Genomic DNA, 25,957 nt, shown 5'->3' with positions numbered 1-25,957 from the left:
CAAACGTTAGCATGGGGGCCTGCCCGCCGTGTTCAGCTTGGCTTCATGTTGCAGCGCGACACTGTGAGCGATCCATGAAAAGGTGAGCCGATGTTTTCCAAGTTGAGCCAGGGTGTGCGGCAGCGTTTCGGTCAGGGCCTGGCCTCGGTGCTGGCCTGTGTCGCCGTCAGTGCGGGTGCCGCAGCGCCGGCCGAGGGGCTGAATCTCACGGCCCAGCAGGTGGCCGCGCTCGGGGTGACCTCTGTGCCCTTGTCCCAGTCGGCCCAAGGTGGCTTGACGGTGCCTGCGCAGCTGCGTTTGCCAGCCCAGCAGCAGCAGGTGCTCGCCGCACCCGTGTCGGGCCTGGTCACGGCCATCCAGGCCGACACCGGTGCCCAGGTTCGCCAGGGCCAGTGGCTGGTGCGCTTGCGCAGCACCCAGGCCCAGGCTTTGCGCCGCGACGCCTTGCAGGCCGGCAGCCAGCACGAGCTGGCCGAGCGCAGCTTGAAGCGCGACGAACAGTTGATGTCCGAAGGCCTGATCGCGCAATCGCGCCTGGACCAGAGCCGCACCCAGGCCCGCGTGGCGCGCTTGACGGCGCAGCAGCAACAGCAGGCCGTCGGCCAGGCTTTGGGCTCGGCCCAGGTGTCGCCCAACGGCGAGATCACACTGGTGGCGCCCATGAGCGGCCAGGTGGCCGAGCTGATGGTCAGCGTCGGCCAGCGCGTCGAGGAAGCGGCGCCGCTGCTCAAGCTGGCCAACCTGCAGGAGCTGTCGGTCGAATTGCAGGTGCCGGTGCAGCAGGCTCAGGGGCTGCAGGCGGGCCAGACCGTGCAGGTGCTGCTGGCTGGCGGCAGCGCTGCGCCGGGCTCGGGCGAGTTGGTGGCCACGGTGGTGTCCATCGCGCCCTTGCTCGACGAGCGCACCCAGAGCGTGACCGTGCGCGCCCGCCTGCGCCAGACGGCGTCGGGCAGCCTGCGTCCCGGTCAATGGGTCCAGGCCCGCTTGCAATCGGCCGCCATGGCGCCTCGCTTGCCCGAGTCGGCCATCGTGACGCTGACGGCGTCGGGCGAGCAGGCCGTGTTCATCGAAGAAGCGCCGGGGCGCTACCGCTTGCAGAAGGTGAAGACGCTGGGGCGCCAGGGCAGCGACATGGTCGTGCAGGGCTTGCCCGACACCTCTGCCGGTGCGGCACCTTTGCGCATCGTGACCCGGGGCACCGCTGCGCTCAAGGCGCTGGTCAAGCCTTGAGCCGCGGGAGCCCTTTGTGAACGCACTCATCGAGTTTTCCCTGCGCCAGCGCCTGCTGACGCTGATCCTGGTCATCATGCTGGCCGGCGCGGGCGTGTTCGCCTGGACCAAGCTGCCCATCGACGCCTTCCCCGATGTGTCGGGCACGCAGGTCAAGGTCATCGTCAAGGCGCCGGGCCTCACGCCCGAAGAGGTCGAGACCCGCATCACCGTGCCCATCGAGCAGGAGCTGCTGGGCATCCCCAAGCAAAAGATGCTGCGCTCGACCTCGAAGTACGCGCTGGCCGACATCACCCTGGACTTCGAGGACGGCACCGACATCTACTGGGCCCGCCAGCAGGTCAACGAGCGCCTGAGCGGCGTCATGAAAGACCTGCCCGACACGGCCTCGGGCGGCATGGCACCCATCACCACGCCCTTGGGCGAGATGTTCATGTTCACCATCGAGGGCCCGCAGACGCTGGAAGAGCGCCGCCGCCTGCTCGACTGGGTGATCCGGCCCGCGCTGCGCACGATCCCCGGCGTGGCCGACGTCAACAGCCTGGGCGGCCGCGTGCGCACCTTCGAGGTCGTGCCCGACCCGGCCGCGCTGCAGGCGCAGGGCGTGAGCCTCAACCAGCTGCAAGAAGCCATCGTGACCACCCACCGCAACGACGGTGCCGGCCGCCTGACGCAGGGTGAAGAAGCCTTGATCGTGCGGGCCGAGGGTGCGCTGCAAACGCTCGACGATGTGCGCAACACGGTGGTGCGCAGCGAAGCCGGCCGCGTCACGCGGGTGGCCGATGTGGCCGAGGTGCGCTTCGGCGAGCTGACGCGCTACGGTGCCGTCACGAAAGACGGCAAGGCCGAGGCGGTTCAAGGGCTGGTGCTGGGCTTGCGTGGCGCCAACGCCCGCGAGGTGGTGGCCGGCGTCAAGGCGCGCCTGGAGACGCTGCAGCCCACGCTGCCCAAGGGCACGGTCATCGACGTGTTCTACGACCGCAGCAAGCTGGTGGACCGCGCCGTCTTCACCGTGGGCAAGGCCTTGCTGGAGGCCGTGGTGCTGGTGGTGCTGCTGCTGCTGGCCTTCCTGGGGCAGGTGCGTCCGGCCCTGGTGGTGGCGCTGATGCTGCCGCTGGCGGCCTTGGGCACCTTCGTGCTGATGCGCTGGTTCGGCCTGTCGGCCAACCTCATGAGCCTGGGCGGTCTGGCCATTGCGATTGGCATGCTGGTCGATGGCGCCGTGGTGGTGGTCGAGAACGTCGAGGCCCACCTGGCCCGGGGCGATGCCGCCAAGCACCCCATGCTGCAGGTGGTGGCGCGCGCGGCCCGCGAGGTGGTCATGCCGGTCACCTCGGGCATCGCCATCATCATCATCGTGTTCCTGCCGCTGCTCAGCCTGGAAGGGCTGGAGGGCAAGCTGTTCGGGCCTGTGGCACTGACCATCGTGTTCGCGCTCGGTGTGTCGCTGCTGCTGTCGCTGAGCCTGGTGCCGGTACTGGCCTCGTGGCTGCTCAAAGCGGGCCACACGCAAGAGCCCTGGCTGATGCGCAAGCTGCATGCGGGCTACCTGCCCATGCTGCGCTGGGCGCTGGCCCACCCCAAAGCCCTGATGGGCGGTGCCGGCGCGGCCTTGCTCGGCGCGGTGCTGCTGTTCACGCAGGTCGGCAAGACCTTCATGCCCACGCTGGACGAAGGCGACCTCATCCTGCAGCTGGAGAAGCTGCCGTCCATCGGCCTGGACGCCACCGCCGCCGTGGACCTGCGCGTGCAACAAGAGATCTTGAAGCGCGTGCCCGAGGTGCAAGGCATCGTCGCGCGCAGCGGTGCCGACGAGCTCGGCCTGGACCCGATGGGCTTGAACCAGACCGACACCTTCCTCGTGCTCAAACCGCACGACACCTGGCGCAACCCCGACAAGGAATGGCTGATCGGCCAACTGCGCGAGGTCATGGAGAGCTTCCCCGGGGTGGATTCCACTTTCACCCAACCCATCGACATGCGCGTCTCGGAGATGCTGACCGGTGTGCGCGGAGACGTCGCCGTCAAGATCTACGGCACGAGCCTGAGTGAGCTCAACGCCATGGCGCTGAAAGTCGAGGCCCTGATCGCGCAGATCCCCGGTGCGACCGACACGCTCACGCTGCGCAACGACGGCGTGGCCTACCTGCAGGTTCAGATCGACCGCCAGGCCGCGGGCCGCTTGGGCCTGCACGCCCAGGACATCCAGGCCGACTTGCGCCGCTGGGTCGAGGGTCAGCCCATCGGCCTGATCCAAGAGCCAGGCCGGCGCACGCCGCTGGTGATCCGCGGCAGCGAGAAACTGCGCCAGTCGCCCGCGGATTTCGAGGCCCTGCGCATCGTCACGCCCGACGGGCAATCGTTGCCGCTGTCCACGGTGGCGCGCCTCACGCGCACCGACGGCCCCGTCAAAATCGACCGGGAACAGGCCCAGCGTTACGTGGTGGTGCAGACCAATGTGCGTGGCCGCGACCTGGTCGGTTTCGTCGAAGAAGCCCGTGCCAAGGTGACGCAGGCCGTGCCCCTGGCCGAGGGCTACCGCATCACCTGGGGCGGCCAGTTCGAGAACCAGCAGCGCGCTGCCCAGCGCCTGGGCCTGGTGGTGCCGGTGGCCTTGCTGCTGATCTTCTTCCTGCTGTTTTCGACCTTCGGTTCGGTGCGCCAGGCGGCGCTGGTGCTGTCCAACGTGCCGCTGGCGCTGATCGGTGGCATCGCGGCGCTGGCCGTCACGGGCGAGTACCTCTCGGTGCCGGCCTCGGTGGGCTTCATCGCGTTGCTGGGCATCGCGGTGCTCAATGGCGTGGTGATGGTGAGTTACTTCAACCAGTTGATCGAAGAGGGCCTCTCGCCCCGCGAAGCGGTGTGGGAGGGCGCCCAGCGCCGCCTGCGGCCGGTGCTGATGACGGCGGCCATCACGGCGGGCGGTTTGATCCCGCTGCTGTTCGCCACCGGGCCGGGCTCGGAAATCCAGAAGCCTTTGGCCATCGTGGTGACGGGCGGCTTGCTCAGTTCCACGGCCTTGACGCTGCTGCTGCTGCCCATGGCCTACGAACGATTCGGTGTGCGCCAACAGGAGGCTGCATGAAACAAGGTCTGGACCGAGCCTTCGGTCAAGCGATGGACCCGCTGCTGCGCTTGACCCGCGTTCTGGCGGTGCTGGCCCTGATCGCAGCCGCAGCGGCGGTGCTCCTGCTGCTGCTGTTCATGCCCGCCCAGGCCCATGCCGAGGACACCCACGCGCTGCCGCCCGATGCCGCCGTGACCGAGGCCCTGCAACGCTCACCGGCCTGGCGCGTGGCCCTGCAGCGCCACCAGGCCGAACGGTCCCGCGGCGCGGCGGTGGTCGCCAACCCCAACGACTGGACGCCCTCGGCCAGCTGGGCGCAACGCCAAGCCCGTGCCGATGTGGGCGCGGCCAGCCCCGCGAGCGGCGATGTGCGCACGCGCGAGTGGTCGCTGGGGCTGTCGCGCGGCTTGCGCTTGCCGGCGAAAGCCGAAGCGGCGTCGGCCGCAGGCCAAGGCCAGCAGGCGCGTGCCGACGCGCAACTGGCCATGGCCTGGCACGAGCTGGCACGCACCTGGCTCGAAGATGCCGTCGGTGTGCTGCAGGCATCGCGCCAGGAGCAACTGCTGTCCGCCCAGCTCAGGCTGTGGGAGCAGCAGCACCAGGCCGCGACGCGTCGCCATGCCCTGGGGGATGCCGCGCGCCAGGAACTGGTGCTGCTGGACGCCGGCCGGGCACAGGCCCAGTCGCAGTGGTTGCAGGCGCAGCAGCGCTGGCAGGCCGCCCAAGGTGTGTGGCGCAGCCGCTACCCGGGCCTGCCACTGCCCCTGTCTCTGCCACAAGCCAGCACGCCATCTGACACGGTGCCTTCGCCGCAAGACGTGCCAGTCACTGTGTCTGAAGCCCTTGAAGCCACCTGGCTGGACGCCCACCCGCAGTGGCGCCTGGCGCGCCTGGAGGCCGATGCCGCCGAGGCCCAGGCCCGCCTGGCCGAAGCCGAGCGCCAGCCCGACCCGACCGTGGGCGTGCAACTCGGGCGCGAGCGCAGTGGCGCAGAGCGCATCCTCGGGGTGAACGTGTCCTGGCCCTTGGGCAGCGCGGCCCGCTCGCTGCAATCGCAAGCCCAGTGGGCAGATGCGCAGGCAGCGCGTGCGCAGGAAGGCGAGGTGCGGCGAGAACTGCAGCGCAGCCTGGCCCAGTGGCGCGCCGAGTGGCGTTCGGGCCAGCAGGTCTGGCAGGCGGCCGAACAGGCGCAAGCGCAGACCCGCCGGGCCGCACTGGCCGTGCGCAAGGGCTACGAACTGGGCGAGGGATCGCTCAGCGAGGTGTTGCTGCTGCAGCGCCAGTGGCTGGACCAGCAGCAAACCGCGGCCACCGCCGAGCTGGAGGCGCTGCGTGCACGCTGGCGTTGGCAGCTGGAGACCGGCGCCCGCTGGGCGTGGGTGCCTGAGGCGGCGCGCTGAAGCCAGAGACTTGAGGCCTGGGCACCGATCAAATCGTGCCCAGCCGCCCCGTCACATCTTCTCAGAGGCTTTGGTCAGCGCGCTTGTGTTGACCTTTGATGTGTCAACAAGCCAAATTTCTTTTCAGATCAAGCGTTTAGTCTAGGCCTTGCTATGCCCTTGTCAACAACTGCAGTGTCTCGCACCACTGTCTTGCAAGGTTGCCGGCGATGGTCCGATGAAGCCACATACGCACTGGATTGAAGACGGGGAGGAGAAGTGAAGGCCCAGGGGTTGACGAACGAACGTTTTCGCACATAATGCGTTGACGATCACTTCTTCTTGCACAAAAATGCTCGTGCTGAATTCATCTGACGGCCAGCTTCCTTCCGCGATGAAGGAGGAATACCTCAGGCTTATTGCGTCGTGGCTGCTGGAAGAGGCGCTCTCTACGGAAGATGATCTGTACAGGGAGACCGACAACGCGTACACGCGTGGCTCAACTCGGTTTGGCCGGCAGCGTCAGCGCATCCTGAACGAGTACCTGTCGGGGCATCATCCGTGGCTCAAGGTCATGAACGGTGGCCAGGACATCGTTTTCTCTATTCACGACATCCCTTGCCGTTTCAGCAATGATGATCCAGATGCACCAAAGAAGCGTGCTGTTCTGGAGACGCATGTTTATCAGATGCAGCTTCTCGAAGCAGCATCGGCCGGCGAGCCAGCGCGGTTCGTGTTTGTGATCGATCGTGGGCCCAACGAATCAGCCGATCCGCGAGTGGTTCTTTTGGGGTTCTCCAACTCTGACGAGGTGGTGTGTCGCTGGTTCTCGTCAACGGGGGTTCGGGCTATGGGTGTTGCGACCCCATCTCTCCCTCAGCCAATCGAGCTTCCCAAGCCTCAGGTCGCTATCAAGCAGCGGCGTACAGATGCTGGCGATGACATCGCGTCGGCTGGACCATGAGCGATCAAATCCTCTGCTCGAATATCAGACTGGCTCGTCTCTTTAACGGACTGTCGTTGGCAGACCTTGGTGAACGACTAGGAAAGTCAAAGCAGTACCTGAGTCGAGTTGAGACCGGCGCCGAGCCGGTCTCTTCGTCTTTGGAGCGAGACCTCGTCGAGGCCTTTGGCATTCTTCCGGAGTTCCTTCGGAAGGTGGATCCTATGCCCTTGACCGAGGAGCAATGCCATTTCAGAAAGCAGCTCACCACCAAGGTAGCGTTGCGTCAGTACGCGAGGGCTCGCGGGGAAATGCTGAAGCGGCTTGTCTGTGTGCTCGAGGACTATCTTGACTTTCCGACCTACCAGATCGAGGAGGCCGACCCTGTCAGCGATGAAGCTATTGAGCTGGGGGCTGAGAGGTGCAGGGCATCGTGGGGGCTGGGCTGGGGGCCTATCAGCAACATCACTCGTGTCGCAGAAAACGCGGGAGCCGTGGTGATGCGAGTCAGCGGGCTTGCACAAGAGGTGGATGCCGTTTCGTTCGCATCCCGTCGCCCCGTGATTGCGCTAAATGCTGAAGGTCGTTCCGCTTGCCGTCTACGCTTTGGTATAGCGCATGAGCTCGGGCATTTTGCTCTGCATATTGGTGTGCTGACAGGCGATCGGCTTACAGAAGGTCAAGCTAATCGATTCGCCAGTGCATTCCTGTTGCCCAGGGCTTCGTTCTTGGCTGAGAGCTCGCGAGCGCTACGGAGGACACGCATAAATTGGGAACACATGGCTGACCTGAAACGTCGGTGGGGCGTTTCGAAGGCAGCGTTGCTTTACCGCGGTTGGCAACTTGGCGTGTTCACGGACGACCAAGTTCGGGCGGGCTTTATCTCGCTCAAACGCCATGGCGAGGCGTTGATGGAGGCAGAAGATAGCGAACTCGCGCTTGAGGTGCCGGAAGTTGTTTCCGATGGTCTAAAGGTTCTCAATGACTCTATTGGGATCCCTCGCGTCGCAGTCGCTCGGCAGATGTGCGTCCAGCCTCGTCTGCTTGACGAGTTGCTTGGTGAGGCTGGGCCAACCAGTAGCGGAGCTGTGGTCAACCTCTTCTCAGCCTAGCTTCTCGGCCAGACCAGGTCACGCAAGTGACCACGATCTCAAGCCCCGCTGGCCACGCCGTTTTGTGCAGGGCGCTATTGCGCTTTGAGCAGGTCGCTCACATCCAACCCCATCGCATTCGCCAACGCCTCCATGTTGTCCACGGCAATGTTGCGCTCCCCGCGCTCCACAGACCCCACGTAGGTGCGATGCAGTCCAGCCAACTCAGCCAGTGCTTCCTGGCTGATGCCTCTGGCCAGCCGCTCGGTTTTGAGCAGCCTGGCGAAGCGCATGCGCGCTGTTTCGGTGGACTTGCGGGCTATTGACATTGCCCGCGAGAATCCAATTTGGATGACTATAGGTCTACAGACTATAAGTAGCACTTGGCCTAGAATCATGCCCTTGGGGCGTTCGCTGACGCGCTGCCGGGAGGGCCCAGTAGCACCAGCCCCGAAGGGAGTGCCATGCTGGATCGACTCGCAAGCCCACTCGGGCTCGTGCCCATTGCGTTTGGGGTGAAGGCGCCTCTACGTGTTGCAACTCTGCCGCAAGGGCGGGGGCACCTCTGGTCAGCACAGGTCATGGCGGTGCGCCAAGGGCTGTTCAGCACGGTGTTCGCGAACGTGCTGTTCGTGGAGTCGAGCGACACTGCCTACGTGTTCGGCATAGAAACTCCAGATGCCCGCGCAGGTGGACTGCCAGCAGATGTGGCCGACCAACAGCAACGGTTCATTCAGTTTTTGCGCGAGCAGACCCATGAAGACATTCGTGCCTTGGGCATGCTGGCCAAGGTGTTCCGTGGGCATGAGTACGGATGCGAGGTCGCCGCGACAGCCGCCTATTTGGTTGCCCGTGACGTATGCCTGAACCTCGGTGTGGGCTACCAAACAGAGTCAGGCGCCTACGAGTTGGTCGGGATCCACAAAGATGACGATCTGGTGGTTCAGGCTCGCTTGGCGGTGCTCAATGACGAGCCGCAGCACCCATGAGCCCTGGACTTTCGCCTGCGAAACAGGCTCGGAGTTCTTGTTTCGAACGGTACTGTGCGTTCCCCTGGATCAATCAGCAGTTGTGAAACCCAAGCATGTCGATGAATAAAGCCTCTGCGATGAATGACAAGCTTCTGGCGACCCTCCAAAAAGTACGGGCAACGTCAGCAAGGTACGACTCCGCCAGTGGTCATGTCGTGGTCCTGCTGAACACTGGCATGGAGCTGTCCTTCGACCCCCATCTCGCTGCGGGCTTGGAACATGCACAACCAGTCGACCTCTTGCAGATTGAGGTTTCACCAACAGGTACAGGCCTCCATTTCCCAGCGCTGGACGCCGATCTCTATGTGCCTTCGCTTCTGGTGGGCGTCTTGCAGCCCGAGCGGCTTGCTGGCGAGGCAGGGCATGAAGCCAAGAAGTGTTTGCGCCAGCCGGAGGCCGAAGACCTCTACGCCTACGCCGTCCACTGGTCGGCCGAGGACCAGGAGTTCGTGGCCACATGCGCCGCGTTTCCCTCACTGTCGTGGTTGGCCCCAACGCCATACCTCGCGCTGCAGGGTGTCCGAAATCTGGTGCGATCAGCCATTGCAGACCTGGCGGCGGAAGGCCAGCACCCACCCGTTTCCAGCTGCTGAGCCCCCTTTGGCTGACCGTAGGAAATTCCCTTCCGAAACTGCTTCCGCCCCGTGCTGCAAATTAAGATCAAGAGGTTTGGCAAATACCCTTGCCACCTTGCAGTCAACAACAAATCCAGCGCACGGGACACATGCTCGACGACATCAAGAAGACCCTCTGGGCCACCGCCGACAAGCTGCGCGCCAACATGGACGCCGCCGAGTACAAGCACCTGGTGCTCGGCCTCATCTTCATCAAGTACATCTCGGACACCTTCACCGCCCGCACGGCCGAGCTGGCCGCGCGCCTGCGTGACCCTGACGACGAATACTTCTACGGCGACGCCACAGACGAAGACATTGCCGCCGAGCTGGAAGATCGCGATTACTACACCTCGGCCAACGTGTTCTGGGTGCCCGAAGCCGCCCGCTGGGAGGCCATCCGTGCCACCGCCAAGCAGTCAACCATCGGCAAGTTCATTGACGACGCCCTGGGCCTGATCGAAGCCGAAAACCCCAAGCTCAAAGGCATCCTCGACAAGCGCTATGCCCGTGCCCAGTTGCCCGACGGCAAGCTGGGCGAACTGGTCGATCTGATCTCGACCATCGGCTTCGGTGAAAACGCCAGCACCGCCCGCGACGTGCTGGGCCAGGTGTACGAATACTTCCTGGGTATGTTCGCCAGCGCCGAAGGCAAGCGGGGTGGGCAGTTCTACACGCCCGCCAGCATCGTCAAAACCCTGGTGGCCGTGCTGGCTCCGCACCACGGCAAGGTGTACGACCCATGCTGTGGCTCGGGCGGCATGTTCGTGCAGAGCGAGAAGTTCATCGAAGCCCATGGCGGCAAGATTGGCGACGTGTCCATCTACGGGCAAGAGGCCAACCCCACCACCTGGCGCCTGGCGGCCATGAACCTGGCCATCCGTGGCATCGACTTCAACCTAGGCCGCGAACCCGCCGACACCTTCACCCGCAACCAGCACGCCGACCTGCGGGCCGATTACATCTTGGCCAACCCGCCCTTCAACATCAGCGACTGGTGGCACGGCAGCCTGGAAGGCGACCCCCGCTGGCACTACGGCGATCCACCGCAAGGCAATGCCAACTACGCCTGGTTGCAGCACATGCTGCACCACCTCAAACCCACGGGCCGCGCCGGCATCGTGCTGGCCAATGGCTCGATGAGCTCCAGCCAGAACAACGAAGGCGTGATCCGCGCCGCGATGGTGGATGCCGACGTGGTGGAGGTGATGGTGGCCCTGCCGGGGCAGTTGTTCTTCAACACCCAGATCCCGGCCTGCCTGTGGTTCCTGGCCAAGCAAAAGCAGCGCAAGGGCGAGGTGTTGTTCATCGATGCACGCAAGCTGGGAAAGATGATTTCTCGCGTGCAGGCCGAGCTGGACGATGCAGCGATTGCCCGCATTGCTGAGACCGTGGCCGCCTGGCGTGGCGAGGTGTTGCATGGGGCGGAGGGTGGCGCCAGCATCACCACCTATGAAGATGTACCGGGCTTTTGCCGCAGCGTGCCCCTGGCTGAGATTGCGCAGCACGGCCATGTGCTGACCCCGGGGCGCTATGTGGGCGCCGAAGAGGTGGAAGACGACGACGAGGCCTTTGCCGAGAAGATGCAAAAGCTCACCGAGAAACTGGGCGAGCAGATGGCCAAGGGCGCGGAGCTGGATGCGCTGATTCGGCAGAAGCTGGGGGTGCTGGGGTATGAAGTCTGATCCCAGAATGCGCCCTCTTGGCGACTTCGTTAGACTCATCTCTGGTAATACCCCATCGAAGGCAGATGAGTCCTACTGGAATGGAGATACGCCTTGGATTTCTGCAAAAGACATGGCGAACTTCTGGATTGAAGATTCAGAGGACCACCTGACTCCGGCTGGAGTAGCTGCCGCATCAAGGCTTGTGTCCCCGGGGACCGTGCTAATGCTGACGCGAGGCATGACTCTTCACAAGCGGGTACCGATTTGCCGAACAGCTCAGGCTGCCACGTTTAACCAGGACGTAAAGGCCGTGTTGCCTCGCGAAGGGCTCTCCGCTCGATTCCTGCCTTACCTGTTGGTCGGAAACCATGACCGATTGCATGAGCGCGTTGATGCCGCTGGCCATGGAACGGGGCGGCTCAACACCGACGCACTGTTGGCATTCCCGGTATGGGTGCCCGCCCCATTGGAGCAAGACGCGATTGCTTCTATTGGTGAGGCTTTAGACGAACGTTTGCGACTCCTGCGCGAAACCAACGCCACCCTCGAAGCCATCGCCCAGGCGCTGTTCAAGTCGTGGTTCGTCGATTTCGACCCCGTGCGCGCCAAGATGGCAGGCCGCGCCCCCGAAGGCATGGATGAGGCCACGGCCGAGCTGTTCCCTGATGCATTGGAAGAGACGGAGTTGGGGGTGGTGCCAAAGGGGTGGGCCTATCAGCCCATCTCGGAAGTTGTGGAAGGCGTGTATGACGGCCCACACGCCACGCCTCCCGAGGCGAACTCGGGCGGCGTTTTCCTAGGCATCAAAAACCTGACGGGCACCGCGCTGGATCTCTCCGAAATCAGGTTCATCGGCGACGCCGAGTGGGCCAAGTGGACCAAGCGTGTGGAGCCTCGCGCTGGTGACATCGTGTTCAGCTACGAAGCAACATTGGGATTCTTCGCGCTGATCCCACCAGATTTGCGTTGCTGCCTGGGTCGGCGCCTGGCGCTCATCCGCCCGAAGGGCAAAGATGGGGCAGGGCACTTCTGGTTTCATCAGTTTGTGGCGCCGCCATTCCAAGCGCTTCTGGCCAAGCACACCATTCAGGGGGCGACCGTGAACCGCATTGCGCTAAAGGAATTTCCCTCTTATCCGGTGTTGGTGCCGTCTCAGCCGTTGAGAGCCGCATTTCACGACGTCGCATCGGGCTTGTGGGCCAAGATTCAGCGCAACCAGGCACAAGCCCAGACCCTTGCGGCTCTCCGCGACAGCCTTCTCCCCCGTCTTATCTCCGGCCAACTCCGCCTGCCTAAATTGATGGAGGCCAAAGTTGCCTGAGATCCAGAAGTGGGCCGACATCAAAGAGCCGTTCATCGGCGGCGCGCTTCTCCTTGGAAACGGCGCTAGCATGGCGGTTCACAAAGAGTTCGGCTACGCGTCACTTCGAGTCGCGGCAGAGGAGCATGGTCATCTAACCCCTGAGGTCGCATCGATCTTTAGGTCGTTTGACACGAGCGACTTCGAGTTGGTGCTCAGGCGTCTTTGGGAGGCCACCCTGGTCAACAAGGCTCTTGGTGTAGAGCCAGGCAGGGTTGAGGAGGCTTACCAGCAGGTAAGGCAGGCCTTGATATCGACGGTGCGACAGGTGCACATCAGCTACGAGGATGCAAGCCAGCATTTCGAGCCCATGTTCCAGTTCATGAAGACGTTCGACACGGTCTTGAGCCTCAACTATGACCTGCTTGTTTACTGGGCGATGATGGCCAGCCAGCCTCACTTGGGGAATTGGTTCAAGGACTGCTTTCTGGGCGGCGGGCTGTTTTGCGAGGACTGGGAAGATCTGCGCAAACCTTATCGTGCAGATGGTTCAACGTTGGTCTTCTATCCGCATGGAAGCCTCATCACGGCCCGTAAACGGGACTACTCGGAGAAAAAACTCACGCTGCAAGGTGGCGGTGGCGATAACCTTTTGGAGCGCATTCTTGCGCTCTGGGAGTCCGGCGCGGCTGTGCCGCTTTTTGTCAGCGAGGGCACAACAGAGTACAAAAGGAAGTCTATCGCCAGCTCTAGCTACCTGAGTCGTGTTTTTCGGGAAGTCTTGCCAAGCTCCGGCGAATCATTGGTCATCTACGGTTGGGCCGCGTCCGAACAAGACGAGCACGTCTTGGCTCAGTTACGCAGGTCGGGTACTCGACTGCGGAGAGTAGCTGCATCGGTCTATCGTGGCGATCAAGCGAGCGCTCAAAAGATGGAAGATGCCCTGAAAGCCGCAGGAGTGGAAGAGGTGTTGTTCTTCGATGCGGAAAGTCCTGGTTGCTGGATTCATCCACAGGATCCGGTCGATTCATAAACACATCAATTGATCACGGTCCATGCGATGCATCTTCTGTAAAGGTGATTCCACTCAATCACGTAGTGTTGAGCACATCATGCCGGAATCAATTGGAAGCAAGAAACGAGTGCTTCCGGCTGGTGTTGTCTGCGATAAGTGCAACAACTACTTCGCTCGCAAGGTCGAACAACCGATCCTTACACACTCATGGATGAGAAACGTTCGCGCGTGGCAGCAAGTCCCCAACAAGAAGGGAACATATCCGTCATTGGTTGGGCATATCGCTGGAACCGATGTCGCAGTAAACATGCGGCGCACGCCAAACGGAAAGCTGCAACTCAGTCCAGAGAAAGGCAACGATAAGTCGGTCCTTGACGCCGTCATCGCCAATGGCTTCGAGCAGCCATTGATCTTCACCATTGAAGACGACCTACCACATCGAGAGATGTCCAGATTTCTCTGCAAGATGGCATATGAAGCCGTCGCCGAGTTGTTTTGCTCAAGCCCGCAAGGCCCATATCATTTAGGCAGCGAGCCATTCTTCGACAACGTGCGTGAGTACGCTCGGTATGGCAGTAATTTTCAGGAGTGGCCTTTTTCGCATCGGCGTGTTTTTCCACACGACACGTTAATGCGTCATCCAAGCACAAATGAATGGGTGCAAGCTGGGTTTGGTTGCGGGCTCTTTATGAACAAGCGACAGGAAACGCTCTTTGGCTTTCTCTTCTATGGAATTGAGTTCGTCGTCAATGTCGGAGGCCCATCTATCGCAGGCTATCACGAGTGGCTTGAAGAGCATGGCGGGATCAGCCCACTGGTTGAGCGCTTGGGATGCAGGTTGGTGCTCGGTGAGGATCAAAATCACTATCTCGACGGAAGTTGTGAAGTTTCAAAAGGCCTCGAGTTCGATAAGAAACATGGCTACTCTCCCTTCAAGGCCGAACCCAATGCTGTCTAGCAGGCGGTTTCAAAGCGCACGACAACACCGGCTATAGCTTTCCCTTTTACATGGCCAGCGGTCAAATAGGCCTTCTTTTGGCGTCGGAGCGCTCCTTGAATGCTCGTAGGTAAGGTCAATCAATTCACATGAAGATGGTTGCGGGTACGGGACGGTCCGTCCGGTACCAAACCGATCCGCCCATGTAGGCTAGCCCTGGATCCAGGGCATCGACGACGATTAGGTAGCATCTTTCGATGTGTCCCTGCTCAAATGTCGCAGACGCTAGGTTCTCTGCCTTGTCGTTCGCTCGGTGGCCCGCTAGTCGTGGCTTAACGTGGATCACCAAGGCGCTGTTTGTCCAAATTGGGCCAGAAAGGATGATGGCGTCCTGTCCGTTCGGTGGCGTGCGCCCGTCTTTGATGCAAGCGGTGATCGCGCGAACTCTTCGCTCCAGTTCATCTTGATCATCTCGCGTGACCGACAGAAGTGCCGAGGTCAACTCCGACCATCCTTGTGTAGGTCTGTTTGCGACTTGGGAGAGCAGCGATTTGAACCAAGGACTGAGGGCTCTGGAAGGCTTGGGTGTTTGCTGTCCTTCATCCCTCATCGAGTAGTACTTGTCGATTGCGGCAGAGTATCCGGCCGTGATCAGTCTGTGTTTGCCCGGCTCGAAGCCATTGAGGTTCAGGCCTGTATCCAGGTAGAACCCCATGATGTCAAGCTCGTCTCCTACGAGATGGTGAGTCAAGAGCGACTGGGTTCTTTGCCGTATGTAGTGCAACCGCTCATGGGGATGCTCCAGCAGATCAAGCATGACTTCGAGGTCAGCGAGCGAGATGCACGGAGAGAGCGGGTACTGATTGCTCAGCAGCCCCGCATCTTGCAAGAGCGTGGGAACACTCTGCACCGTGGCGAAGTCGTGCAGGGTCACAGACAACCGCAAGACGCTGGTAATGCCATCCAGGCTGATCGGGAAGTCCAGGTTTTGCTTGGCCTCGCTCTTCCGAATTTCGATCTCTTGCTGGATGACCTTCGATAACCTCCCTGATTGCTCGGATGGGTCCACGATGAGGCGCTTGACGTGTTCCACGACCCGGTCGGTAGCCCCGCGCAGTGCTGGCCATGTGACTTTCCCTGACTTTGCTTCGACCAGCAGCAGGGTGGTGTCGTAGCGAAGGATCAGGTCCGTCTCAAACTGCTGGCCCTCGTGCCGCCACTGGTAGGCCGTGGCGAACTGTGCATTCGGGAAGGCGGCTGCAAGCAGTCGGTGAACTTCACGTTCGAGGTAGTCAGATCTGGCCTTGCTGAGCTTTTCTATCAGCTTTGGCGCCTCTTGTAGCAACGCATCGGCAATTTGGTAGATGAAGCTCATGCCAGTTTGCGGAAGCGCACAGAAGTAGTCGTGACCGCTGAGCTTGATCAGAGGCTTCGTCCAAACCGGGTTGTTCCAGAAGAAGCTTTCGACGTCGCAATCCTGTGTAACGCCCAGTGATTGGCTGAGCTTGGTCATCAAGGAGTCCGTCGCTTCTGGGTCGATTTGAAGGGCTTCAGCCACGACGGCAGAGTTGACAAAGAAGCGCATCGTCAAGAAGCGATCTGCAAGAGGGAGCAGAGCATTCTTGGCTCCCTCCAGATGCGGTGCGTCCAGTTTGAAAGACTCGGACCACGCCTGCAGTTCACCCTTGAAAGGAAAGGCTTCGAGGAAGGAATCGACCAGTTCATCCACGGTCTTGGCCGCAAATACGGATCGGAGTTGTGACCAGTGCTGATTGACTTGATCCTCCATGCGTCTGATCAAGTGATCAAACAGGCGCACGACATCTGTGAGAGCCAGCCCGAATTTCGCGTGGAAGTCGCTGTCGATTGCGCGGAACTGGTCGTGGCTAACGCGCTTGACCGTTCCGTAGTAGCCCCAGTTTCGAACCACGGCGGTATGAGCGCGGAGGTACTCTTGCAGAGCGGTCACTGCTGACTGCTTTTCATCCTCTTTCGATGGGGCCTCGGATGCCGTTGGCAGTCTGGCTGTTTGGTGCGCCTCAAATAGCTCAGGAAGCAAGTCGAAGAGGCTCTGTATGTCGTCGGGTTGTGGTGGCGCTATGCCATTGCGCGGAGGGGCGGCAAGCAGCAATGCCTGTACAAATTCGATGTGGCCTTGCTGGAGCTTTGCTTCACGAGGTGCCTTTGAAGACTGAACCCCGTTCATCAAGGCGTATGTTTGCAGGACAGCCAACGTGATGAACGGTTCTATGCGAGCGCAAAGCTCGCGCACCTCTTCAAGGATGGTGCCCTTCCGCTCTCGGGATTTCTTTCCAAGCTCAATGGCATAGGCTTTCCGGTCAGAAAGGGGCAACCCACTCAGTGGGTGCGGGGTCAAAAACGGACCGCGTCGATCTCCTTCTGTCCGCTTACGCCCTCTCTGATGCTTTTTTCGTTTCATGTGCGCCGTCCTCTGGCCTGGGGCGAAGATCGTGATGCCGGATCCTCGCTGAACTGACGCCGACATTCTCGCCCTCGAACCAGATGCTGTCACGGAAAATGCAGCGAGTTAAAACTTTGGTCAAATACCGAAAGTCGAGCATCAAAAAATGGGAGTAGGCGGGATGTCCATGACAGAGGATCAACTCGAACAGGAAGCACTGAGTTGGCTCATCGAGGTCGGCTACACCCACCTGAGTGGCTACGAAATTGCCCCTGATGGCCCCGCCCCTGAGCGAGACAACTTTCGCCAGGTGCTGCTGCCCCAACGCCTGCGCGACGCCATCGCCCGCCTGAACCCGCACATTCCGCTGGCTGCCCGCGAAGACGCCTTCAAGCAGATCCAAGACCTCGGCACCCCGGTGCTGCTGTCAGCCAACCGGCACTTCCACCGCCTGCTGGTGGGTGGCGTGCCGGTGCAGTACCAGAAGGACGGCGAAACCCGTGGTGACTTCGTGCGCCTGGTGGACTGGGGCAATGCCGCAGCGAACGAATGGCTGGCCATCAACCAGTTCTCGCTCAAGGGGCCGCACCACACCCGCCGCCCCGACATCATCCTGTTCCTCAACGGCCTGCCCGTGGTGGTGCTGGAGCTGAAGAACCCGGCTGATGAGAACGCCAACATCTGGAAGGCCTACGACCAGATCCAGACCTACAAGGCCCAGATCCCCGACGTGTTCCAGTACAACGAGGTGCTGGTGGTGTCAGACGGCTCCGAGGCCCTGATGGGCTCGCTGTCAAGCAACGCCGAGCGCTTCATGGCTTGGCGCACCATAGACGGTGTGACGCTCGACCCCCTGGGCCAGTTCAACGAGCTGGAAACCCTGGTGCGTGGCGCGCTGGCACCGGCCTACCTGCTGGACTACCTGCTCTACTTCGTGCTGTTCGAGGACGACGGCGGCCTGATCAAGAAGATCGCTGGCTATCACCAGTTCCACGCGGTGCGCGCGGCCATCGAGCATGTGGTGGGCGCATCCCGCCCAGGTGGCACGCACAAGGGCGGCGTGGTCTGGCACACCCAGGGCAGCGGCAAGAGCATCACCATGACCTGCTTTGCGGCGCGGGTGATGCAAGAGCCGGCCATGCAGAATCCCACCATCGTGGTCATCACCGACCGCAATGACCTGGACGGCCAGCTCTTCGGTGTGTTCAGCCTGGCGCAAGACCTGTTGCGAGAGCAGCCCGTGCAGGTGGAAACAAGGCAAGACCTGCGTGCCAAGCTGGCCAACCGGCCTTCCGGCGGCATCGTGTTCGCCACCATCCAGAAGTTCATGCCAGGCGAGGACGAAGACACCTTCCCGGTGCTCTCTGACCGCAGCAACATCGTGGTGATTGCCGACGAAGCGCATCGCACGCAGTATGGCTTCGAGGCAAAACTCAAGATGGTCAAGCGCAAGGCCGGCCAGCCTGATGCGGCAGCGTCTGCAGTGACGACGGGTGATGCAGCCAGCTCGGCGCTGCCCGCCAACTTTGTGCCGCCCCCGTATGAGGTGGCACACAAGTACCAGGCCGGCTACGCCCAGCACCTGCGTGACGCCTTGCCCAACGCCACCTTCGTGGCTTTCACCGGCACACCCGTCTCCAGCGAAGACCGCGACACGCGCGCCGTGTTCGGCGACTACATCCATGTCTACGACATGCAGCAGGCCAAGGAAGATGGCGCCACCGTGGCCATCTACTACGAGAGCCGCCTGGCCAAGCTCAGCCTGAAAGAAGACGAGCTGCCCCACCTCGACGAAGAGGTGGACGAGCTGGCCGAAGACGAAGAGGAAAGCACCCAGGCCAAGCTCAAGAGCCGCTGGGCCGCCCTGGAAAAGGTGGTGGGCGCCGAGCCTCGCGTTGCAGCCGTAGCGGCTGATCTGGTTAAGCACTTCGAAGAGCGCAACAAGGCCCAGAACGGCAAGGCCATGGTCGTGGCCATGAGCCGCGACATCTGCGTGCACCTGTACGACGAGATCATCAAGCTGCGCCCCGATTGGCATGATGCAGATCCCGAGAAGGGGGCCATCAAGATCGTCATGACGGGTTCGGCCAGCGACAAGGCGCTGCTGCGCCCGCACATCTACAGCGGCCAGGTCAAGAAGCGACTGGAGAAGCGCTTCAAAGACCCGACCGACCCGTTGCGCCTCGTGATCGTGCGTGACATGTGGCTGACCGGCTTTGATGCGCCCTGCGTGCACACCCTGTACGTGGACAAACCCATGAAGGGCCACAACCTCATGCAGGCCATTGCCCGCGTGAACCGCGTGTTCAAGGACAAGCAGGGCGGCCTGGTGGTCGATTACATCGGTATCGGTAACGAGCTGAAGGCTGCGATGAGGGAGTACACCGCCAGCAAGGGCCGTGGCAAGCCCACGGTGGACGCCCATGAGGCCTACGCTGTGCTTGAAGAAAAGCTCGACGTGCTGCGCGCCATGCTGCATGGCTTTGACTACAGTGGCTTCCTCACCGGCGGGCACAAGGTGCTGGCCGGTGCAGCCAACCACGTGCTGGGCTTGAAGAGCGAAGGCCAGCGCGACGGCAAGAAGCGCTTTGCCGACACGGCCCTGGCCATGAGCAAGGCCTTCACGCTGTGCTGCACGCTGGACGAAGCCAAGGCTGTGCGGGAAGAGGTGGCCTTCATGCAGGCCGTGAAGGTGATCCTGACCAAGAAGGACATCACCCAGCAGAAGAAGACCGACGAGCAGCGCGAACTGGCCATTCGCCAGATCATCAGCGCGGCCGTGGTGTCTGACAGCGTGGTCGACATCTTCGATGCCGTGGGCTTGGACAAACCCAACATCGGCCTACTGGATGACGAGTTCCTGGCGCAGGTGAAGAACCTGCCCGAGCGCAACCTGGCGGTGGAACTGCTGGAGCGCCTGCTGGAAGGCGAGATCAAGAGCCGCTTTGCCGCCAACGTCGTGCAAGAGCGCAAGTTCTCTGAGCTGCTGGGCAACGTCATCAAGCGCTACCAGAACCGATCCATCGAAACCGCCCAGGTGATGGAAGAGCTGGTGGAGATGGCCAAGAAGTTCAGGGAGGCGGCCTCACGCGGCGAGAGCCTGGGCCTTAGCGATGACGAGGTGAAGTTTTACGACGCCCTGATCATCAACGAATCAGCGGTGCGTGAGCTGAGCGATGAGACGCTGAAGAAGATCGCGCATGAGCTGACAGAAAGCCTGCGCCAGAACATCAGCGTGGACTGGGCGCAGCGCGAAAGCGTGCGCGCCAAATTGCGGTTGATGGTCAAACGGATTCTGCGCAAGTACAAGTACCCGCCTGACATGGCCGATGCGGCCGTTGAACTGGTTCTGGAGCAGGCCGAGACGATTGGGGATGAGTGGGTGCAGTGACTAGTTGGGCGGTTGGTTGACCGGCTGCTTGTGGGGGCGCCAGTACCAAACTCTGGCCAGGTACTGCATCCGATCCTTGGCTGTTCGTAGGCCCTGCGGATACCGTTTCATGTGTTCCTGAAGACGCCACTGTTGATCAAAGATCATGGCCTCTCTCCTGCACCAATCCCAGTGGTTGTCGGGGCTCCCCTCGTCGGTGAGGTTGAGCGCGCAATCGATCGCGGCGAGCATCAGCCTGTGCCGGTCTTGGTAATGCTCTGCCCGAGCCCAAAGTGGGTCGAGAGGGTACAGGACAGGTAGCAGCCACAGGATCTGATCCAATGCGGTGCTGCGGTCCTTGAGCCCGTCTGCGTTTGCGCGCTCCCGTTCGCACCAGAACAAAAGCAGCGCCTCCAAAAAGTCCAGCCTGTAAAGCTGCAGCATGTCTGGCAAAGACGGATGAATGCTGAGCGTCGTTGTCGGTAGCTCGTGCAGCAGAGCGCGGCTCTGATGCCATGGGTCCGGCAACTTGTCCATCATCTTTCGTCGGTTCCGAGAACTCATTTGAGGGTGCGCGAGCAAGTCCCAGGCGGGATGACGTAGATCGAAGCGCAGCCCCGGATATCTCCGTTTCAGCTGGTTGATTTGCGCTGGTCGGGGCAGGTACTCGCCTCGCAGGCGAGCGCGCCACACCCCTATTTGGCTGTCGATACGCGCGTGCTCACTCAAATCGATGAGCAATCCCTTAAGCGTCCGCTCTCCCGACAGGAACAGCAATTCATCCAAAAGGACACACATCCGCAGTTGGCGAAAGTAAGCCACCTGCGTCACGCGAAAGTCCTGCGTGGCGGTTGATTCATCGGCGGATGCTAGGCGCATATGGGTGTTGATTCCAGGCTATCTACATCGGGTGTGATCAGTGTGGCCAGATATCCGCTTTGCTTGATGTGGACGTTTGCTCGGCCGGTTACTAGGATGGGCAATCAACAAAAGTTGACCCCAGAAACCCAAGTGTGAGTCGTCAAGGTCATGGCCGATCTGTTGCAATTTCCCACTGCCTTGAGGCAGGCGAGAAGCAGGCGCGGCCTGATGCAAAAGACCGTCGCTGAAAAACTGAACGTTGACCCCACCCTGCTGTGTTCTGCGGAGCGAGGCGCAAGAGGGCCGCTTGACCCTAAGGCACTGAGCAAGCTGGCAGCCTTCCTCGATCTCTCGCCCCTTGAAGCGGAAGAGCTGAACTGGGCGGCCCGTCATGACCGAGCCATTGGAGCTTTGCGTCGCCAAGGGCTCAGCGAAACCGAGCTGTCTGCCATCTCAGCGATCTTGTCAGCCTTGTATGGCCTGCAGGGCGATCAGCAAATTGGACTCATCGACTACTGCCGCCAGGTAGGGCAGAGCGCGCGCATGGTTAAGAGCCTGACCCCCAACCCTCTGAATCGGGAGGCTCGGACATGACATAAAAGAAAACGGCGGGCCGTTCGGGGCCCGCCGCATCCGCTCGGTCAAAGACAGAGACTATTCGCACCAGCATTGTCTTTCTGATCGAGCGCCCCGTCAACCGGGGCACAGCCACTCCCCATTCAGCAAGTCTCCGACTTGGCCTCGCGGTGTCAACTATCTGGCAACCGCGATGGGGCAGCTCGTCCATCTGTTTGCGCGCGATCTAGCGCGGTAGGAAAGACAATGAAGTATCAAGTTCGTCTGCTCGTGATGAGCAGCGGTGAACGGTTGCCTGTGCTCTGCACATCCGATGGGCAGCCCATGATGGAGCCGGCGCTCTACGTCCTCACAGAGCTTCGCGCGCAAGGGCGATCAAGCGCAACGATTCGCCACGCGCTCGAAGCGATCATGGTCCTGCAGATGACATTGGATCAACAGCAGATCGATCTGAACGCTCGGATGCGTGGTGGCAAGCACCTGCAGATCCATGAGGTTGATCTGATCGCACGCTGTGCGAATCAGCCGATTCGTGCGTTCGGGCAGGATTCGGCAAGGCAGCTCAGTCGAGCATCTGCCGCAAATCGGCTTCACTACATCCACCAATACCTCCGTTGGCAGGCCTTTGGCTTCTTGATGCAGTTGGACTCGAACGAAAAGGCCTACTTGGCCTTGCGCGATCGGGTTGAGAAGGCCTGCAGTGCGTTGAAGGCGCGTTCGCCATGCCTCACGATTCGCAGCCCCAGGGATCAGAGGCAAGGCCTGAGCGATCAATCCTTGGCCATCTTGGAGTCGGTGGTGGATGGTGCTCAACAGGTTTGGCAGAACGAGCATGCGCAGGCACGTAACCAACTGATGCTGCGTTGGCTAATGGAGCTTGGAATCCGGCGAGGCGAACTGCTAGGAGTCCGTCTCTGCGACATCGACTTTCAAAAACTTGAGGTCCTCATCGCCCGCAGAGCCGACGCCAAGGATGACCCTCGCGCACAGCAACCGAATGCCAAGACCTATGAGCGTGTGCTTGATATCAGCGAGGAGCTTGCCGAGATGACGCATGACTACGTCATGTGGAGTCGCGCGAATCAGGGACTATCTCGTCGCCATGACTTCCTTTTTGTCGCAGGCGGGACAGGTAAGCCGCTGTCTATTGCGGGGGCGAACAAACTGTTTGCCTCGATGAGGGAGGCTGGTCTCAATCTTCCGGAGGACGTGACCGCGCACATCCTGAGGCACACCTGGAACGATCGGTTTAGCAAGCAAATGGAGCGAGCAGGTATGTCGCCAGAGGCCGAGCAAAAAATGCGCTCGGTGTTGATGGGATGGTCGCCCACGTCCGAGACCGCCGCAACCTACACGAGGCGGTACGTTCGAGAGCGTGCAAGCCAAGCAATGAAGAGCATGCAAGGCCAGTTGGGCGTTAGCGGAGGCAAGCCATGAGCGCAAATTCACTCCGCACGTTGCTACCTGTCGCCTTCACCAAGAGCGGCGTTCAGTTCTGCATGGAAGACGAGATCTGGTCCTTCCAGGATGCTGTCACGCCGGGGCACTTTGACTTCCTGGTGCTGAGAGATGCGGTGACACCTGAGACGATGCAGGGGCTCAAAGCAACGTTGGCTTGGTTGCTTCAAAACAGGGCTGTTGCGACTGCGCGCAACGCATACTCGAGCTTCAAGCACTTCCTTGTCATGACAGGCCGATCCGGTGATCGCCCGATCAATGAAATCACTCAGTTTGATTTGATCAGCTACCGATCGATGCTGACCAGGCAACAAGGCAACCGCCTTTTGATGCTGGCCGTGTTGTTGAAGAAGTGGCATGGGTTGGGTCTGCTTGGGGTCAGCGACGACGCCATTGGATTCTTGAAGAGCCTGCGCATGAAGAAGCCTGACGTGGGCGTGCCTGTGTTGACGATGTGTCCAAAGCAAGGGCCTCTCACACACCTCGAGGACCAGGCGTACCAAGATGGGCTGAACGCGGCGTTCGCGCGTGGTGACCTGAGTGAGGCGGCATTCTTTGCGATCTGGCTCACGCGGGCCATCGGTCAGCGGCCGTGCCAGACCGCCGCACTGAAGGTCTGCGATCTTGTCGTTGAAGCTCGGCCTGACGGAAGCCATGAATACCTCCTCAAGGTTCCTCGAGCAAAGCAGCGAGATGCGATCCACCCCCGAAGCAGCTTGAAGGTTCGACCGCTGATTCAACAGCTGGGAGCCCCACTGCATGACTATTTGCAGCGGGTACGTGCAAGGTTTGACGGACGGCTTGGCGATGCGTATCAAGCCCCCATGTTCCCAGCTCGCTGGGTTGACTCGGAGGATGGGCCGTTCTCCGGGCACATGACCGCGAATCAAATGAGTGATCTCATCAAGTCTGCGAATCGAAAGATCAAAGCCAAATCAGAACGAACTGGGCGCTCTTTGCACGTGACACCCGCAAGATTGAGAAGAACAATCGGCACACGCGCCGCTGAAGAGGGGCATGGCGAACTTGTCGTGGGGGAGATTCTCGATCACACGAATGTGGCCAGCGCGAGGTATTACGTTGAAGCGGTGCCGACCATCGTTAGCCGGATCGATGCAGCAATGGCGCACAGCCTTGCTCCCTTGGCTCGTGCGTTTCAGGGAGAGAAGCCTGAGCGCTTTGATCCAGAGAAGACCGATCCATCCAGCGTCATCGTCGATCTGCGAGTTGATCAGAGCGCCAAGCCGATGGGGCGATGCTCAGGTACAGGCTCGTGTAGCTTTCTGGCCCCGCTGAGTTGCTACACGTGCCGGAGCTTCAAGCCATGGCTAGACGGCCCACATCAAGCGGTGCTTGACGATTTGATCGCGCGCAGAGATCAGCAGTTGAGCCGTAATGGGGCGCGCATGGCTTCTATCAATGACCGCACGATACTGGCAGTGGCCGAGGTCATACAGATTTGCGCAGCGGCGCGGGGGGCGCGCAGCAATGGCTGACGTCATCTACTTTTCACCAGCTCACGGTTGGTCTGCTCAGCAGAACCTGAGCCATTTTGTCAAAGTATGTCGCTCGGAGCTTTCTGTCTTCGGTGAGGGACTAAATTTTGATGAGGACCGTTGGGATGTCTCTGGGTATGTTGAATTGAAGGGGCAACGAGGGCCAGTGACACTCTTGTTCACCGAGCTGTCGCCTCTTGGGCGTCGCCAGTCAGTGTCAATGCAAGAGCCATTCAAGTCCTTTGCCAAGTCAGCCATTCGATACCTACAAGGGCTAAGACAGTCCAAAAGCTTGCAGACGCGACTGATCGGCCTGAGGGCACTTCATCGTGCGCTCACGGAGGATGGCGGCGCGGCAGATCCGACTCGATTGTTGCCCGTTCACTTCAATCGAGCGGTGGAGCTGATCAAGGAGCGTGTGGCTGCGACGAGTGCTTACCAATATGCCGGACAGCTTGAGGTCATCAATCAACTGATGGTCGATTCATGTCTACTGGCTTCGCCGATGAGCTGGCGATCGCCTGTTAAGCGCTTTGGTTGCTTGGAAAAGGTTGGGCCCGAGTTTGATGCGCGTCGGCTGGCGCGCATGCCTAGCCCGGCTGCGCTTTCTGCGCTCGCCTCGATATTCAATGTGGCGACTGATCCATCGGACGTCATCGTGACGTCTGTGATGGCGATTTTGTGTGCCGCTCCAGAGCGAGTTAACGAAGTCTTGAGGCTGGCGGCTGACTCACAAGTGACCCATCAAGAGCCCACTACTGGTGACCCGATTTACGGCCTCCGGTGGTTTCCCTCAAAGGGAGCGAAACCGCAGGTCAAGTGGACGGTAAAGTCTATGGCAGACGTTGTTCGGCAAGCATTCGTCAAGACGAATAAGATCAGCGCACCTGCCAGAGAGCTTGCCGCGTGGTACGAAGAAAATCCAGAAAAGATCTTCTTGCCTGACGATCTAGAGCACCTAAGAGCGCAGGAATGGCTGACGATGGCTGAGTTGGGGGCGGTGCTTTTCATCGACCCCGTAGCCCGAAGCGTGATTGATCTGTGGTGCAAAGCAAATGGGGTCCACACAAAGAGGCAGGGAGCATCCCGTCTAGTTCGCTTCGATGCGGTCCAGCGAGCTGTTCTGAACATGCTGCCTGCGGGCTTTCCGATTGCAGATTCGGAGCATAGGTTGCAGTTCTCCCAGTTGCTGTTTTTGGTGCGTCGAAACGAGCTGCACAAATCCAGAGCTGTCTACCGATGTATGTTCATGCGACCATGTACGAACGACATCAATAATCGTTTGTCCGGTGACTCTCATCGGAGCCAGTCAATCTTCGAAAAGTATAGCTTTCGTGAACAGGACGGTTCGCCAATCTCCGCGACTACACACCAGATCCGCCATTACCTGAACACCCTGGCTCAACTAGGGATGGTCTGCACAACCACCGCTGACGCGGCGACCGCCTGCTGTTATTTCAGATGACGACAAATTTTTGCATTCAAAGGGCAGATTCGGAG

The 25,957-nt window shown here is 60.8% G+C and carries 19 protein-coding genes; 16 read left to right on the top strand and 3 right to left on the bottom strand.

Annotation, left to right across the window (positions count from 1 at the left end):
• The first annotated feature begins 90 nt into the window (after window positions 1–90).
• From EV672_RS12320 to EV672_RS12300, 5 genes are all read left to right on the top strand, one after another.
• Window positions 91–1,230: an efflux RND transporter periplasmic adaptor subunit gene (locus tag EV672_RS12320; protein WP_133609666.1), complete on the top strand. Its 1,140-nt coding sequence runs from the start codon at window positions 91–93 to the stop codon at window positions 1,228–1,230.
• A 16-nt stretch (window positions 1,231–1,246) separates the two neighbouring features.
• Window positions 1,247–4,315: an efflux RND transporter permease subunit gene (locus EV672_RS12315; RefSeq protein WP_133609664.1), complete on the top strand. Its 3,069-nt coding sequence runs from the start codon at window positions 1,247–1,249 to the stop codon at window positions 4,313–4,315.
• Window positions 4,312–5,697 carry a TolC family protein gene (locus tag EV672_RS19265; RefSeq protein ID WP_133609662.1) on the top strand — a complete coding sequence of 462 codons (1,386 nt, stop codon included), beginning with the start codon at window positions 4,312–4,314 and terminating at the stop codon, window positions 5,695–5,697. Before EV672_RS12315 ends, EV672_RS19265 begins: the two co-directional genes overlap by 4 nt.
• A gap of 304 nt (window positions 5,698–6,001) precedes the next feature.
• Window positions 6,002–6,640: a hypothetical protein gene (locus EV672_RS12305; protein ID WP_133609660.1), complete on the top strand. Its 639-nt coding sequence runs from the start codon at window positions 6,002–6,004 to the stop codon at window positions 6,638–6,640.
• Window positions 6,637–7,731, top strand: coding sequence for a helix-turn-helix domain-containing protein (locus tag EV672_RS12300; protein WP_133609658.1), 1,095 nt, complete (start codon window positions 6,637–6,639; stop codon window positions 7,729–7,731). Before EV672_RS12305 ends, EV672_RS12300 begins: the two co-directional genes overlap by 4 nt.
• 74 nt (window positions 7,732–7,805) lie before the next feature.
• Here EV672_RS12300 and EV672_RS12295 read toward each other — a convergent pair whose 3' ends face one another.
• A complete protein-coding gene (locus tag EV672_RS12295) occupies window positions 7,806–8,003 on the bottom strand; it encodes a helix-turn-helix domain-containing protein (protein ID WP_341770488.1) in 198 nt (65 codons plus the stop codon).
• Window positions 8,004–8,291: 288 nt separating this feature from the next.
• Here EV672_RS12295 and EV672_RS12290 point away from each other — a divergent pair, with 288 nt between their 5' ends.
• The 6 genes from EV672_RS12290 (at window position 8,292) to EV672_RS12265 (ending at window position 14,295) form a co-directional block, all read left to right on the top strand.
• Window positions 8,292–8,699 carry a hypothetical protein gene (locus EV672_RS12290; protein ID WP_133609655.1) on the top strand — a complete coding sequence of 136 codons (408 nt, stop codon included), beginning with the start codon at window positions 8,292–8,294 and terminating at the stop codon, window positions 8,697–8,699.
• A gap of 95 nt (window positions 8,700–8,794) precedes the next feature.
• Complete coding sequence (locus EV672_RS18840; RefSeq protein ID WP_208110767.1) at window positions 8,795–9,334, top strand: DUF2442 domain-containing protein; 540 nt, start codon at window positions 8,795–8,797, stop codon at window positions 9,332–9,334.
• 131 nt (window positions 9,335–9,465) lie between these two features.
• Complete coding sequence (locus tag EV672_RS12280) at window positions 9,466–11,040, top strand: class I SAM-dependent DNA methyltransferase (RefSeq protein WP_133609653.1); 1,575 nt, start codon at window positions 9,466–9,468, stop codon at window positions 11,038–11,040.
• Entirely contained in the window at window positions 11,030–12,343 is a 1,314-nt protein-coding gene (locus tag EV672_RS12275; RefSeq protein WP_133609651.1) for a restriction endonuclease subunit S, read from the top strand. The genes EV672_RS12280 and EV672_RS12275 overlap by 11 nt, the downstream gene beginning before the upstream one ends.
• Window positions 12,336–13,355 (top strand): DUF4917 family protein, encoded by a 1,020-nt coding sequence (locus EV672_RS12270; RefSeq protein ID WP_133609649.1) that lies wholly within the window; start codon window positions 12,336–12,338, stop codon window positions 13,353–13,355. The genes EV672_RS12275 and EV672_RS12270 overlap by 8 nt, the downstream gene beginning before the upstream one ends.
• 22 nt (window positions 13,356–13,377) lie before the next feature.
• Window positions 13,378–14,295 (top strand): HNH endonuclease, encoded by a 918-nt coding sequence (locus EV672_RS12265; protein WP_133609647.1) that lies wholly within the window; start codon window positions 13,378–13,380, stop codon window positions 14,293–14,295.
• Between the two features lie 124 nt (window positions 14,296–14,419).
• On the opposite strand, the gene EV672_RS12260 is transcribed toward EV672_RS12265, so the two are convergent.
• Complete coding sequence (locus tag EV672_RS12260) at window positions 14,420–16,627, bottom strand: hypothetical protein (RefSeq protein ID WP_166643558.1); 2,208 nt, start codon at window positions 16,625–16,627, stop codon at window positions 14,420–14,422.
• 256 nt (window positions 16,628–16,883) lie between these two features.
• Here EV672_RS12260 and EV672_RS12255 point away from each other — a divergent pair, with 256 nt between their 5' ends.
• Window positions 16,884–20,087: a type I restriction endonuclease subunit R gene (locus EV672_RS12255; RefSeq protein WP_133609643.1), complete on the top strand. Its 3,204-nt coding sequence runs from the start codon at window positions 16,884–16,886 to the stop codon at window positions 20,085–20,087.
• Here EV672_RS12255 and EV672_RS12250 read toward each other — a convergent pair whose 3' ends face one another.
• Window positions 20,088–20,945 carry a hypothetical protein gene (locus tag EV672_RS12250; protein WP_133609641.1) on the bottom strand — a complete coding sequence of 286 codons (858 nt, stop codon included), beginning with the start codon at window positions 20,943–20,945 and terminating at the stop codon, window positions 20,088–20,090. It lies immediately after the preceding gene.
• A gap of 150 nt (window positions 20,946–21,095) precedes the next feature.
• Between EV672_RS12250 and EV672_RS12245 the strand changes: the two genes are divergently transcribed.
• The 4 genes from EV672_RS12245 (at window position 21,096) to EV672_RS12230 (ending at window position 25,922) form a co-directional block, all read left to right on the top strand.
• Window positions 21,096–21,521: a helix-turn-helix domain-containing protein gene (locus tag EV672_RS12245; protein WP_133609639.1), complete on the top strand. Its 426-nt coding sequence runs from the start codon at window positions 21,096–21,098 to the stop codon at window positions 21,519–21,521.
• Window positions 21,522–21,749: 228 nt separating this feature from the next.
• Window positions 21,750–22,940, top strand: a complete 1,191-nt coding sequence (locus tag EV672_RS12240; protein ID WP_133609637.1) for a tyrosine-type recombinase/integrase — start codon at window positions 21,750–21,752, stop codon at window positions 22,938–22,940.
• Complete coding sequence (locus EV672_RS12235) at window positions 22,937–24,457, top strand: site-specific integrase (protein WP_133609635.1); 1,521 nt, start codon at window positions 22,937–22,939, stop codon at window positions 24,455–24,457. The genes EV672_RS12240 and EV672_RS12235 overlap by 4 nt, the downstream gene beginning before the upstream one ends.
• The gene (locus EV672_RS12230; protein ID WP_133609633.1) at window positions 24,450–25,922 is read left to right on the top strand and encodes an integrase; all 1,473 of its coding nucleotides are present in this window, start codon (window positions 24,450–24,452) and stop codon (window positions 25,920–25,922) included. The genes EV672_RS12235 and EV672_RS12230 overlap by 8 nt, the downstream gene beginning before the upstream one ends.
• Window positions 25,923–25,957 lie beyond the last annotated feature (35 nt).

Origin of the sequence: Aquabacterium commune (genome assembly GCF_004362855.1) — a bacterium.
Classification (GTDB): domain Bacteria; phylum Pseudomonadota; class Gammaproteobacteria; order Burkholderiales; family Burkholderiaceae_C; genus Aquabacterium; species Aquabacterium commune.
This window is presented reverse-complemented; position numbering and strand designations above follow the sequence as displayed.

Bases quoted from the DNA above. Each gene is read 5' to 3' on its own strand.
- EV672_RS12320 (WP_133609666.1), top strand. From the start codon at position 91: ATGTTTTCCAAGTTGAGCCAGGGTGTGCGGCAGCGTTTCGGTCAGGGC.
- EV672_RS19265 (WP_133609662.1), top strand. From the start codon at position 4,312: ATGAAACAAGGTCTGGACCGAGCCTTCGGTCAAGCGATGGACCCGCTG.
- EV672_RS12300 (WP_133609658.1), top strand. From the start codon at position 6,637: ATGAGCGATCAAATCCTCTGCTCGAATATCAGACTGGCTCGTCTCTTT.
- EV672_RS12295 (WP_341770488.1), bottom strand. From the start codon at position 8,003: ATGCGCTTCGCCAGGCTGCTCAAAACCGAGCGGCTGGCCAGAGGCATC.
- EV672_RS12290 (WP_133609655.1), top strand. From the start codon at position 8,292: ATGGCGGTGCGCCAAGGGCTGTTCAGCACGGTGTTCGCGAACGTGCTG.
- EV672_RS18840 (WP_208110767.1), top strand. From the start codon at position 8,795: ATGTCGATGAATAAAGCCTCTGCGATGAATGACAAGCTTCTGGCGACC.
- EV672_RS12280 (WP_133609653.1), top strand. From the start codon at position 9,466: ATGCTCGACGACATCAAGAAGACCCTCTGGGCCACCGCCGACAAGCTG.
- EV672_RS12275 (WP_133609651.1), top strand. From the start codon at position 11,030: ATGAAGTCTGATCCCAGAATGCGCCCTCTTGGCGACTTCGTTAGACTC.
- EV672_RS12265 (WP_133609647.1), top strand. From the start codon at position 13,378: ATGCGATGCATCTTCTGTAAAGGTGATTCCACTCAATCACGTAGTGTT.
- EV672_RS12255 (WP_133609643.1), top strand. From the start codon at position 16,884: ATGACAGAGGATCAACTCGAACAGGAAGCACTGAGTTGGCTCATCGAG.
- EV672_RS12250 (WP_133609641.1), bottom strand. From the start codon at position 20,945: ATGCGCCTAGCATCCGCCGATGAATCAACCGCCACGCAGGACTTTCGC.
- EV672_RS12245 (WP_133609639.1), top strand. From the start codon at position 21,096: ATGGCCGATCTGTTGCAATTTCCCACTGCCTTGAGGCAGGCGAGAAGC.
- EV672_RS12240 (WP_133609637.1), top strand. From the start codon at position 21,750: ATGAAGTATCAAGTTCGTCTGCTCGTGATGAGCAGCGGTGAACGGTTG.
- EV672_RS12235 (WP_133609635.1), top strand. From the start codon at position 22,937: ATGAGCGCAAATTCACTCCGCACGTTGCTACCTGTCGCCTTCACCAAG.
- EV672_RS12230 (WP_133609633.1), top strand. From the start codon at position 24,450: ATGGCTGACGTCATCTACTTTTCACCAGCTCACGGTTGGTCTGCTCAG.